The organism is Sphingobacterium sp. WOUb80 (assembly GCF_050058145.1).
Lineage (GTDB): Bacteria > Bacteroidota > Bacteroidia > Sphingobacteriales > Sphingobacteriaceae > Sphingobacterium.
In genome coordinates this window covers 1958354-1971346 of sequence record NZ_CP165617.1, presented here as the reverse complement: position 1 = coordinate 1971346, position 12993 = coordinate 1958354, and the positions used below count along the sequence as shown (strand labels likewise).

Below are 12993 nucleotides of genomic sequence, written 5' to 3'. Positions count from 1 at the left end.
TGGAAGATAAGAAATAGAGAAATACGTATGCTAATAAGCGTTGTATAAAACAAAACAATGGACCAGGACAAGAGGAGGTTATTTCTATACTTTAAGAAGTTTATTGTAAATTAGGTTGATAAATTGATCTTATGAAAAAAATCTTGATACTCTTTTTGGTATTGCTTTCCGGTAGAAGTTATTCCCAGACGCTTACACCATATGAACAAGGCAATGGTAATCAGACGACAACTTTTGATGAAATGCGTAGATACTATCAGGGATTAGCACAGCAATACGCATCTATCAGTTATGAACCAAAGGGGCAAGATGATAACAATAAACCAATCGATGTCGTTATATTTAATCCTTCAGGAAATACTTTGGAGGAGTCGAGAAAAGAGAAGTGTATTTTATTTGTCAATAATGGCATTCATCCTGGAGAGCCAGATGGGATCGACGCGACTATGATGCTTATGAGAGATTTGGCAACAGGAAAAATTAAACCGCCAAAAAATGTAATTGTCGTTGCGCTCGCGAGTTATAATGTCAGTGGAATGTTGAATAGAGGTAGTTTTTCCAGGGCCAATCAAAATGGTCCTGAGGAGTATGGTTTCCGAGGAAATGCTAGAAATTATGACTTAAATAGAGATTTTATCAAAACGGACACCAAAAACTCACGTAGTTTCCAGCAGATTTTTCACTGGATCAAACCTGATGTTTTTATTGATAACCATGTCAGCAACGGTGCAGATTATCAATACACATTCACGTATATTTCAACAAATAAAGAACGTTTGGGAAACCTTTTGGGAAACTACTTTAACGGCCAAATGCAGAAAACCTTGCTAAAGGATCTTCAGGGAAAAGGATTTATTTCTGTTCCCTATGTTAACATCCATAACGACGTTCCAGATGGTGGATTTCCAGCTTTTATGGACTCACCGAGATACGCAACGGGTTACACCAGTTTATTTAATGTAATTGGAACGGTTGTAGAAACGCACATGTTGAAGCCTTATAAAGAACGGGTTAAAGCGACTTATGATTATATGCTTTGTAACCTCAATTTTATGGAGGAGAATTGGAAGATCATCAAGCAGAAGAGATCTGAAAACCTGGATCAATATAAAATAGGGAATAAATACGCCATTGGATGGAAGCTTGATTCCTCCAGGTATGAAACGATGGACTTTAAAGGCTTTGAAGCAAAATATAAACAGAGTGATGTTTCTTCCAAAGATAGATTGTGGTATGATAGGGAAGCAAAATTTTCAAAGCAAGTTAAACTGTACAATACGTATATGCCAACAAAAGAAATCACTATTCCAAAGTATTATGTAATACCGCAGTCCGAATGGAAAATTATTGATTTGTTAAAGCTCAACCAAATCAAATTGATATGTATCAATAAGGATACTGTTATTACAGTGGAGCAATACAGGATTAAGGACTTCAAGACAACTTCAAGCCCCTATGAGGGACATTATTTGCATTTTGATACCGATCTTCTTCGGGAAGTTAACAAGGTCAAATTTAGCGCTGGCGATTGTTTGGTACCATTGAATCAAGAAGGCGTGAAATTTTTGCTGGAAACTTTAGAGCCTGAAGCTATTGATTCTTATTTCAATTGGAATTTCTTTGATGCAATCTTAGGCCAGAAAGAGTATTATTCAGCCTATGTTTTTGAAGACACGGCAGCTAAGCTTCTAAAAGAGGATAAAGAATTAGGAGCTGCATTTGAAAGAGAAAAAATGACCAATCCTAAATTTGCCGAAAATGGAAAAGCACAATTAGACTGGATATACAGACATTCTCCTTATTATGAGGGATCTCATCTTCTTTATCCTATTTGTCGCATCAATTGATAATTATTTTTTTGATAGAACCATATCGTAGGACTGTTATTTTGCAAATATGTCCAATGTGATACCGATGCAAAGTATGACTATAGAGTATGTTGTAAAGCCTAATATTAAGACTATGAATGCTTTGAAATAATTGATCATTTTAGATTTATCAAAAAATTGGCCTATTGCCCAAGAATAATAGACAAAGCTTAATACAGTTGCATGCACTATTAAACTAATATGGGTCACCCCCTCCATAATGGCAAACAGGGCATAAATTAACATGGTCATCCCCATAATAAAACACAAAAGTATGAGGATCTCGAAAAGGTTATAATCGTATTTTTTGAAGAATATTCTAGTCCAGAGTGCGATAAAGAATCCCATAATGATATTCGCATAGCCGTAATGATTTTGTAGCCACTGGAAGATTTTGGTTGTTATAATTAGTTTTTTTTCAATGGAGTGTGTGTCGATTGACTGCATGTATCTTTCTTCTGTATGGAAGAAATGCGAAATGATAGAATACAGCAATGATGTCACAATAACGAAAATGATTGGTTTCACTAGGCGGCTTCGGTTTTCAGAAATATAGTTTCGTACATTCAGTCCGGGAGCAGTCACCAGTTCTCGAATAGTATAGAGTATGCCGCGTTCAAAGTGAAGTACGTGCTCTATTTCATGGGCAACATAATGGGCGTCTATTCTTTTAAGAACCGCAGGCTGACCACAATCGGGACAGAATTTTGATGTCATGTCCGTACCACAGTTTTTGCAATTTATCATATTTACGTGTTTCTTTAGTTAAAGGTTAGTCTTCCTTTTTTAAGGTGGAGGACGTCAAAAGGAGATCGTCATTCCCGATTGGATTAATTAAGATATTCCGCAGCTTCTTTGAGTTGATATTTAGGACTCCTTTTTATAAACTCATGCAGAAAAGCGGCGTGAGCGGCGCCCGAGATAATAAAAATGCGATCTTGTTCTGTTACCGGAATTTGATTGAGGTTGGAGAATATTCTTAAATTTCTCCGATAGAACTTACTAGCTTCATCTGCTCCCTCAAAATTGCCTTTGGTACTGCTATATGTGAGTATATCCGCGTTTATGTTAATAAATTTTTGTAAAGTCTCTTGCTGATTAAATAGTTTTAATTTATTGAGTGTTGAAAGTTCTTCAATGCTGGAAAATTCCTTCATTATATTTTTAATATAGTTTTTGGAGGTTACGCTGTCTACCTGGTTGTCTAGTTCTGTTCCGATGTTGTAATTATAAAGAGCGGTTTCCTGCTCATCAATTCCATAAATTTTTTTTACCCCTGCAAGTTTGCCAACTTCATAAGCGATTAAGGCTACTTCGCCGCCAAACTTGGTTTTATAGGCTTTATCATTGATAAAAGAAGTATAATCTATGTTTAATTCTTTATTTTTTTGCGGCACAATTTCCACACAGATAATTGTTGGTTTAAACGCAGCTAATAATTTGGCTATTTTAAGGGTTTCATCTCTATTTTTTTTATCCTTTTCATCGAAATCCACTTTATGAGCATCAGGTGTGTAGCTCATGTGAAATGTCGCAAAATTCAGAACCTCTATTTTTTTCTGGGCATAGGAGTTTCCATAGAGTAAGACCCCGAGGATTATCCCAATATTTCTAAGGTGGATGGCGTTAATGAACATTGTGCTATTATACGATTATATGTTTTTCAGTTATGATGGCTAGTTTTTTAGCTGTTTTTTCCAAAAGTATTACAGTTTGTCTAATTAAAAGCTACACTTGAGTGTAGTTTTTTTTAACTTCGGGATTTAGAATTTTGATATGGATTTTAACGCGTTGTTTTCTCAAAAAAATACGGTAGATAAACTTTCAGAGAAGGACCTATCACAAGCCTATGGTTACATCGAGCTCGTCAAAGCATTTTCACGAGTTACTTACCAAAGTATTTACGTGATAGATTATCAAGCTAAAAGTTTTGAGTTTGTATCAGATAATCCATTGTTTTTGGCAGGTTTAACAGCTACTGAAGTGATGGAAATGGGGTATAGCTTTTATCAAAAATATGTTTCACCAGAAGACTTCCAGATGCTCATCAATATTAACGAAGCGGGTTTTAGCTTTTACGAAAAAATCCCCATGGAGGAAAGAAAGCTTCATATTATATCTTATGATTTTCAGATACAAAACGCCTACAATAAATTTATTCTAATCAACCATAAATTGACGCCTATTTTTTTGACAGAAGAAGGTAAAATATGGAAAGCAATCTGTATCGTATCACTGTCAACGAAGGTATCTTCAGGTAACGTGACAATCGAAAAACTGCATTCTGATTCGTTATGGGAGCTAGATCTCTTGACCGGTAAGTGGAATTCGCAAAAAAAGATCAATCTTACAGAACGCGAGGTAGAGATCTTACGTTTTTATCATCGTGGTCTGACAATTCACGAAACTTCAGAGAAAATATTCGTTTCGATAGATACGGTGAAATTTCATCGACGGAAATTATTTGAAAAGTTGGGTGTGAGTAATATGAATGAAGCACTGGTCATTGCGTTGAACAATAGATTATTGTAGCGGAGCGAGGAATTGATCCTGTTTTAATAAAAGCGCCCCCGTAAGGAGGCGCTATTTAGCTATTTTTTTACCAATAAGGGCAGGTACTTTTCGTAGCCCTCTGCTTTCATCTTATCTTTTGGAACAAAACGCAGCGAAGCACTGTTGATGCAGTAGCGCAAACCACCTTTGTCGGCTGGTCCATCATTAAAAACGTGACCGAGATGAGCGTCTCCAGTTTTACTGCGTACTTCCGTTCTTCGCATTCCATAAGAATTGTCTGAGAGTTCCTGAATCAGGCTATCATTAATCGGTTTAGAGAAACTTGGCCAGCCACAGCCAGATTCAAATTTATCCGTGGAAACAAATAAGGGTTCTCCTGTAGTAACATCGACATATATCCCTTCCCTGAATTCATCATTGTATTCATTGTCGAATGCGCGCTCAGTTGCACCGTTTTGTGTGACATTAAATTGTAATGGTGTTAACTCCTTCTTCAAGGTTTCCTTGTCTGCTTTTTTAAATGATTTTTCGGAATTCAATGCCGTCTTTTCTGGGTTCGCCTTTCGGGCAAGTTCAAATAGATCCGGACTTATATGACAATAGCCACCTGGGTTTTTGTCCAAGTATTTTTGATGGTAGGCTTCTGCATCATAGTAGTTCTGTAAAGGTTCTACTTCGACAACTATTTTGCCCGAATATTGACCTGCCAATTTAGTGATCTGTTCTTTGATGATAGCGGCATCTTCCACATTATTGTAATAGATACCTGTGCGGTACTGTGTGCCTATATCATTACCCTGTTTATTGACTGAGGTTGGATCAATAGTTTTGAAGAAAAGGTCAACGAGCAGTCTGAGGTCTACAGCCTGAGGATCGTAGCTTACCTTTACTGTTTCTGCAAAACCAGTCTTTCCTGTAGAAACTTGTGTGTAAGAGGGATTTTGAAGATTTCCATTGGCGTAGCCAACCTCGGTTGCAGTAACCCCTCGAACTTGTTTAAAGAAATGTTCCGTTCCCCAGAAGCAGCCTCCTGCAAAATAGATGACATGATCTTTTTGATGTGTAGTATTCATAGTATTTTGTGTTGACGATTTTAAATCTTTTCCTTTTTGTGAAAAACAAACCTTACTGATCAGAAATAGACCGATGGCTATAGCAAGGAGGATAAATAAGTGTTTCATAATATGAATTGCTAAGCGAAAGAAACATAATTGTTTCTTTATGTCAATTAACAAACACCGTACCTTTCTACGCTGTTTCGCTCGGAGATATCAGCAGTCATTAAATCTTAGTACTCTTTTTACAATTGAAAGACGAAGTCGTTAAATCAAACTTGGATACTGACAAAAAGACCACTCTGGCGACAATCGAGCGTGGAATGTTTGACAGTATAATTCTTATCCTGTCAATAGCTTCTATGGCGCATCGGAGATGAATGATCAAGTGAAAATAGGACAGTTTTAATAACGAGATACACTGTTGGCTGATAAGGAAGCTACGTTGTCATAAAACTGTCTTATTACTGCGATTATAGCTTCCTTGTCATAAGCATAGAGTCTATGAAGTTCTTCTTGGGTGCCCTGGACCGCAAAAGTATCAGGTAGTCCCAGTCTTTTTAAACGGGCCTTATAACCCTGATCGACCATAAATTCCATGATAGCGCTGCCCACGCCACCTGCTATACATCCATCTTCGACAGTAATGACATAAGGATATGTTTGGAATACTTCATGTAAGAGTTCTTCGTCGAGGGGTTTAAAGAACCTTAAATCATAATGAGCAATAGATATTCCTTCGTTGAGCAATTCGCTGCAGGCTTCCATAGCATATTGGCCGACCGGGCCGAGAGAAAGTATTGCAATATCTTTACCGACGCAGAGTTTTCTTCCTTTTCCGATTTCAAGTTTGGTGAATCTATTGGTATGCTGATCCTGAATGCCAAAACCTTTTGGGTAGCGGATTGCAAATGGCCCTTCAACAGGGCCGGCCTGTGCGGTAAATAGTAAGTTTCTAAGATCCGTCAGTGTCATAGGGGAAGCCCCCACGATATTGGGTATGCAACGGAGAAAAGCAATGTCAAATGCACCCTGGTGAGTGGGGCCATCGGGACCGACTACGCCAGCTCTGTCAATACAGAGCACGATCTGTAATTTTTGCAATGCGACATCATGGATCAGCTGATCGTATGCGCGCTGTAAAAATGTCGAATAGATGACACAGAAAGGCAGCAATCCATCGGTGGCAAGACCCGCAGAAAAAGTAACAGCGTGCTGTTCGCAGATACCAACGTCAAAAACACGATGGGGCATCGCTTGTTTCATTGAAGTCAACTTACTGCCCGAGAGCATGGCTGGACTAATGGCCACGATACGGTTATTGCTCTGGGCCAATTTGGTCAGCGTTTCCCCAAATACCTCCTGAAATGTGTTCCTATAAAGCTGAGAAGACTTGTTTTCTAAACGCATGCCCGTCAGCTTATCGAATTTTCCGGTTGCATGCCACAGTTCTTTGTTTAGCATTGCTGGCGCAAAGCCTTTTCCTTTTTGTGTTACACAGTGTAATATTTTGGGCCCGGGGATCTGTTTTAGCTGTTCGAATACTTTGATTAATTTTGGAAGATTATGACCATCAATCGGTCCAAAATAGCGGATATTTAGAGCTTCGAAAAGATTGCTCGAAGCAAGTAAGCCTGTCTTCATAAGTTTTTCCAATTTTCGGATTGTAGCGATAGACCAGCCTGCCCGCTGTTTAGTCGACAAGAGCTTTTTAATGTGAGCTTTTAATTTATTATAAGTGTGCCCCGATATTAGGTCAACCAGATAGTTCTGCAATGCCCCGGTACCAGCATCAATAGACATATTGTTGTCATTTAAAACAATAAGTACGTTAGGCTGTTCGAATCCTATATTATTTAAAGCTTCGAACGCCAGACCAGCCGTCAACGCACCGTCGCCAATCACAGCAATATGCTGACGATTGTGGTCCCCTCTATAGCTGGCTGCACATGCCATACCCAAAATTGCAGAAAGAGAAGTTGATGAATGGCCGGTGCCGAAGGCGTCAAATTCATTTTCTTCCATGGAAGGAAATCCGCTGATACCTCCTAAAAGCCTATTCGAGTGAAAGAGGGGAGCTCTTCCTGTTAGTAATTTATGTACATAAGCTTGATGCCCTACGTCCCAGATCAATTTGTCTTTAGGAGTGTTAAATACGTAATGCAATGCGATGGTAAGCTCCACAACACCAAGGCTTGAACTAAAGTGACCACCATACATAGCGATATGGTCAATTAAAAAAGTGCGTAGATTCTGGCTCAATTGCGGTAATACATGGGGTGGAAGCTCCCGTAATTCTTCGGGGTTGTTTATTTGGTAATTGCCTGTCATTTCTTTTTTGTACAAATTTAAATTGATTAGATTTGTGGTACAGGTACAGTATATGTAAAAGTGATCAATACAGATGAAGAGTTACAAATTTGAAATCTTTACACAAACAATCGAGAAAAATATCAGATCGGGCACCTATAAGCCCGGTCAAAAACTACCTTCGGTACGTGAATTGAAAGATTACTATGGTTTTAGTATGAGTACAATACAAGCTGGCTATGAGTATCTCGTGATTCGTGGTTTGGTAGAAAGTGTTCCAAAATCGGGATACTACGTTAGCACGAAGATTGAAATAGTGATCGAAACCGGTCGGGTTACACATCGGCCAGTAGCAAGAGATGCGGTCTTTGAACAGGGGATTGGTCTGACGACTTCCTCTCGAGGAACTCGCCATTTTTCGGAATTTAACGTTGCTGCACCGGGAGATCTTCTTATACCTCAAAAATTGCTACTTCGGACTATGCAGCAGGTCATTCGGGAAGAGGGGGCCAGATTATTGCGCTATTATCCATCCAATGGTTCGCTGCAATTGAAAGAAAACATTGTCAGACGTGCCGCCTCACATCAGATGTCGCTGCATCCAGATGAATTGCTGATTACAGATGGTGCTCTTCAAGCATTATATATTGCCTTAGCCTCTGTATGTAAATGTGGGGATGTAGTTGCAGTGGAAAGCCCATGTGTGTTTTCTGTATTGGAAGTCATTCGGGTGCTAAAACTACGTGTCATTGAAATTCCTGTTCTTGGTAATGATGGATTTGATATAGACTTTTTTAGCCAAGCCTGCCAGGGCAATGTGCTAAAAGCAGTAGTCCTTACACCCAACTTTCATAATCCAACAGGTATTTTGCTCTCAGACGAACAGAAAGTTGCTTTACTGGAGATTGCTTATCGATATAACATTGCAGTTATTGAGAATGATATCTATGGTGATCTGAATTTTCAAGGGAATAGACCATCTACGATAAAACAATTTGATGAAAGTGGACTGGTTATGACATTTTCGTCTTATTCAAAAACACTGGCACCTGGTATTCGACTGGGCTGGTTGAGTACGGGGAGATTTCTGAAAGATGCCGAGCAGATTAAGTTTGCGTTAGGGAGCACAGTTTCACCTTTGAATCAGGAAACGGTAAACCGTCTGATTGGCAACAATAGTTATGATCGGCACATTCGATCGCTGCGGATGCAATTGGCGAAAAATTCTTATCAGGCTATCAATCTTATTACTTCCAGTTTTCCCGAGAAGACCGCGGTTATCGGACCTGCTGGCGGTTATAATCTTTGGGTGAAGATGCCAGGAAATATAAATATGAACGATTTTTACACACAGTGTGAAAGAATCGGAGCAAAGTTTACTCCTGGATATACATTCTCTTTTTCGAATACCTTCGGACACTATTTCAGAATGGTCATCGCAGACAAATTCTCTGATAAACGTGTAAAAGCTATTGAGCTTATAGGCCAGTATTTATGTGGGATTATTTAGCATCTGTATCGATTGTAAATGCAGAATGTGTACCGAATAATAGTCATTTAAAGGGTTTACATTTGAGCTTTTAAATGTAGATGCAAATATGAAAATAATCACAAAATTTACAGTCGCAACAGAACAAGGCATTGAAGCGCTGATGATGCTCACCAAAACATTGGCTATACAAAAATTTACTCAACTATTGAAACCAGTTGAATTGGAACATTATATTATTGAAAATTTTAATGCGCAAACCCTCGTCAGCGAAATAAACAGTATGTCAAATCAATGGTTGGTGGTATATGTTGACGACCAGCCGATAGGATATGCAAGAATTACGTCAAAAGGCCAGAAACCGATCGCTGTGGAAGGTAAACGCGCCATCCGAGTGGCGGACTTTGGTGTTTGCCAACATCAAGCTCAACAGCAAATAATGACATCATTAATTGATAAATGTCTTACAGTATGCAGTACTTACGAAGCGATTTGGATCAACGAACCCATAGGAAGTTCCTTCACAGGGCTTTTTGAACAGAAAGGTTTTATCAGGCAACCGGGAACGAGCCGATTCGATAAGTTGCCGTTGGAATCAGCCTTATACCTTAAGATCAATTTGTAAACAAACAAAAAACGCACGCCATCAGTGCGTTTTTTATTTAGTTATGGATACGTTAATATTAAAATTTGTAATTTGAGCTATCGAAAAGAAAATATTGATGTGATTTCTGCCCTAATAGCTTATGGGGTAGAAAGCCGTATTTTATAACCTGCTTTTAAATCTGTGTAATGAAGAAATTGTTAATTGTTGTTCCCGGTCTATTACTAAGCACAATCGCATTCGGGCAAGAATTTGAGGAGGTAAAGTTAGATAGTATTGTGCAATATTTTAGTGAAATTAAAACTGCAACTAAAAGATCTTTTGGTTTGTGGGACAGGGATCTATATGGTAATGTTATTTTAGTTGATCCAAGCACACGACAACTCTTTAGTAACAACTCCGGCACAGATAATTCTTTCATAAAGTATAAAAATATCTATGTGGGCAAATTACCGGATAGTGTCAATATTGCCAACACATCTTTAAAATGGAATGGTCATACCTGGGCGATGGTTATGTTGCCTTTGTCCAAAGATTATTACGCACGTATAAATTTATTGGCGCATGAATTGTTCCATTCCGTACAGTCCTCTTTAGGATTTGTTCAAAATAACTACGAAAGCAATCATCTCGACCAGCAAAATGGACGTATATTCTTACGTTTAGAGCTAGAAGCACTTAAAAAGGCTTTTGATACAGATTCACAAGACAAGCAAAACAAACATTTGACGAACGCATTGATCTTTCGGAGATATCGAAATTCACTTTTCCCAGGATCTGCCCAAATTGAAAATCAATTGGAACTTAATGAAGGTATAGCTGAATATACGGGCGTAATGATTAGTGGCAGAGGCAAAGAGAGGACTAAAAAACATTTCATTGATGCAATAGATAGTTTTTTCTTAAATCCAACTTATGTCAGGTCTTTTGCATATAATACTACAGCACTCTATGGTTATTTGCTGCGTTTAAAGCATCCGTTTTGGAATCAGAATATTTCCGCGAATACAGATTTGACTGATTTTTTCATTCGGGAATTTAGTATTGAGCTTCCTGAGGATTTAGCATCTGCGGCAGAAGGCCTCGCACCTGATTATAATGGAAACAAGATTTTCGCTGAGGAACAAGTACGAGCAGATAAAATAAAAGAGCAGATCGGGTTATATTACTCATTGTTCGTTGATCAGCCCCATGTGATCCTAAAATTTGAGAAGATGAATATATCTTTTGACCCAAGAAATATTCTTCCTATTGCAGATCTGGGGACTGTCTATCCGAACATTAGGGGCACAGATAATTGGGGAATTCTCGAAGTTAAAAATGGAGCACTCATGAGTCCCAATTGGGATAAGATAACGGTTAGTATACCGACAAAAATCGAAGGACAGCGAGTAGAAGGAGAAGGTTGGGTACTACAGCTCAAAGAGCCCTATGCCCTCCATAGGGACGAATTATTGAATAATTATAAATTGATTAAAAGATAGTTCCCTTCAATCGAGACTTTTAGTCGTTTTGGAGTTTTGCCCCTAAACAAATTGTATCAGATATAATCCAGTGAGTTTAAAGCTCTAAATTTTCGTGGACTAAGGCCTGTATGCTTTTTTATAAACCTTGTTAAAGAAGCCGATGAACTGAAACCATAGCGAGATGTCAATTCTTTAATTGGAATTTCAGTAGAAGCTAGCTTCTTGGCAATCTCATTTGCTACAATATCCTTAACGATCATGCTTGGAGGTGCTTCATTGTTGGAAACCGTCAATCGATGTAAAGTTAATCTTGATACGTTAAGCTTTTTCAAATAGAACTGGAGATCCCAATGATTCTGAGGGTATTGGTGTATTAGATTTTTAAACTCTGCTAGGATGGGGTGTTCAGTTAGCAATGCTGAATTTTGATCCAATTGATTTAATGTTTCTTTTTGTTTTGGAATGTCGTTTTTCATGTTTTCAGATAATTTGCCCTGTTGCCGTCCCACATTGCGCGGCCTCAATATTTTGGTTAGGTGTTTAATCAATCTTATTGAATGAACCAAAATTAGTATATTAATTTCATAGTCTACTTTTCGAAATTAACGATTCGCTTTTTAAAATTATAATTTTTTGTGGTTGATCGACCTAAAACTGACACACTGGCGACTATTATTGAAAAAATCGGAAAGTAATGCTCGATGGAAAATATTAAGTGAAAAATCCCGAGTGCTGTTCCGATTTGGTAATTGATTTATTTTGCTTATATTTTTATTATTACTCTTTGTAATTTAGGTTTTTATGGGTTTTAAATTTATTAAATATTTAAGTGGTAAAATGCAGTGTTATAACTTTAGGTTATAGTATGTTTTAAGTGTTTTTAGATGTCCACACACAGTGTGTTCGCGCGTCACACCAAAAAATCTATATGCTGATGAATGATAAGAATGCAGAAAATTTAACTTGCTCCTAATTTCAACCTATATGATTGCACCATACTAAAAGGAGAAGGTCTTGCTTTCCATGGGACAGAAAAGTCAAGTAAGCGGAGTTCCATCGGAATAATTAGTTCGAATGACATCTACAGCCCATATTAAAGTTGATGAATCGATATATATAGAGTTAAGGAATTTGCATGCTTTAACACAGGATATATCCGCTTTAAGAGATTAGGCCGATGAATTACTGCACTATACGCCCAATTTTGTTACTAAAAAAAATTAATCATTGTTTTACAATAAAAACATTGAAAAGTATTATCTTTAGTATGGAAGTTAATTCCAATAACCACGTATTTATTTAATTAATTGAGAAAATGGGTAAATTTGAAGTAAAAACAAGAAAAAATGGAGAATTCCAGTTTAATTTAAAGGCTGGAAATGGACAGGTAATTTTAAGCAGTGAAGGTTATACAACCAAAGCCAACTGTTTGAATGGAATTGAATCTGTTAAGAAGAATGCTCAGGATGATAATAAATTTGATCGTAAAACTTCCACGAACGGCAAGCATTACTTCAATCTCAAAGCCACTAACGGCCAAATTATTGGGACTAGTGAGATGTATGAAAGCGCAAGTGGCATGGAGAATGGTATTGAATCTGTCAAAAAGAACGCACCTGATGCTACAGTTGAGGAAATAGCTTAAAGAGTAAAGCTTATGATTTGATAATAAAAGAGCCGGTTTTTA

General features: G+C 37.8%; 11 protein-coding genes. 6 read left to right on the top strand and 5 right to left on the bottom strand.

The genetic code is table 11. From position 1 onward, the window contains the following. Positions 1 to 131 precede the first annotated feature (131 nt). Entirely contained in the window at positions 132 to 1847 is a 1716-nt protein-coding gene (locus AB1Z56_RS08105; protein WP_426791655.1) for a hypothetical protein, read from the top strand. 36 nt (positions 1848 to 1883) lie between these two features. Here the strand turns inward: AB1Z56_RS08105 and AB1Z56_RS08100 are convergent, their stop codons facing one another. Both AB1Z56_RS08100 and AB1Z56_RS08095 read right to left on the bottom strand, forming a co-directional pair. After that, positions 1884 to 2615, bottom strand: coding sequence for a DUF3667 domain-containing protein (locus tag AB1Z56_RS08100; protein ID WP_426791654.1), 732 nt, complete (start codon positions 2613 to 2615; stop codon positions 1884 to 1886). Between the two features lie 83 nt (positions 2616 to 2698). After that, positions 2699 to 3364, bottom strand: coding sequence for a DUF5694 domain-containing protein (locus AB1Z56_RS08095; protein ID WP_309366922.1), 666 nt, complete (start codon positions 3362 to 3364; stop codon positions 2699 to 2701). Positions 3365 to 3644: 280 nt separating this feature from the next. Here AB1Z56_RS08095 and AB1Z56_RS08090 point away from each other — a divergent pair, with 280 nt between their 5' ends. After that, positions 3645 to 4400 carry a response regulator transcription factor gene (locus AB1Z56_RS08090; RefSeq protein WP_309366923.1) on the top strand — a complete coding sequence of 252 codons (756 nt, stop codon included), beginning with the start codon at positions 3645 to 3647 and terminating at the stop codon, positions 4398 to 4400. A 59-nt stretch (positions 4401 to 4459) separates the two neighbouring features. Here AB1Z56_RS08090 and msrB read toward each other — a convergent pair whose 3' ends face one another. Further along, positions 4460 to 5563, bottom strand: a complete 1104-nt coding sequence (gene msrB / locus AB1Z56_RS08085; protein WP_313270029.1) for a peptide-methionine (R)-S-oxide reductase MsrB — start codon at positions 5561 to 5563, stop codon at positions 4460 to 4462. Between the two features lie 279 nt (positions 5564 to 5842). Continuing rightward, positions 5843 to 7783, bottom strand: a complete 1941-nt coding sequence (dxs, locus tag AB1Z56_RS08080) for a 1-deoxy-D-xylulose-5-phosphate synthase (protein ID WP_426791653.1) — start codon at positions 7781 to 7783, stop codon at positions 5843 to 5845. Between the two features lie 58 nt (positions 7784 to 7841). Between dxs and AB1Z56_RS08075 the strand changes: the two genes are divergently transcribed. From AB1Z56_RS08075 to AB1Z56_RS08065, 3 genes are all read left to right on the top strand, one after another. Next, positions 7842 to 9257 carry a PLP-dependent aminotransferase family protein gene (locus AB1Z56_RS08075; protein ID WP_426791652.1) on the top strand — a complete coding sequence of 472 codons (1416 nt, stop codon included), beginning with the start codon at positions 7842 to 7844 and terminating at the stop codon, positions 9255 to 9257. Between the two features lie 88 nt (positions 9258 to 9345). Beyond that, complete coding sequence (locus AB1Z56_RS08070) at positions 9346 to 9861, top strand: N-acetyltransferase (RefSeq protein WP_426791651.1); 516 nt, start codon at positions 9346 to 9348, stop codon at positions 9859 to 9861. Between the two features lie 167 nt (positions 9862 to 10028). Beyond that, complete coding sequence (locus AB1Z56_RS08065; RefSeq protein ID WP_426791650.1) at positions 10029 to 11324, top strand: hypothetical protein; 1296 nt, start codon at positions 10029 to 10031, stop codon at positions 11322 to 11324. A gap of 56 nt (positions 11325 to 11380) precedes the next feature. Here AB1Z56_RS08065 and AB1Z56_RS08060 read toward each other — a convergent pair whose 3' ends face one another. Continuing rightward, a complete protein-coding gene (locus AB1Z56_RS08060) occupies positions 11381 to 11782 on the bottom strand; it encodes a helix-turn-helix domain-containing protein (RefSeq protein WP_309366929.1) in 402 nt (133 codons plus the stop codon). Positions 11783 to 12621: 839 nt separating this feature from the next. On the opposite strand from AB1Z56_RS08060, the gene AB1Z56_RS08055 reads away from it, so the two are divergent. After that, positions 12622 to 12951, top strand: coding sequence for a YegP family protein (locus tag AB1Z56_RS08055; RefSeq protein WP_309366930.1), 330 nt, complete (start codon positions 12622 to 12624; stop codon positions 12949 to 12951). Positions 12952 to 12993: the final 42 nt, after the last annotated feature.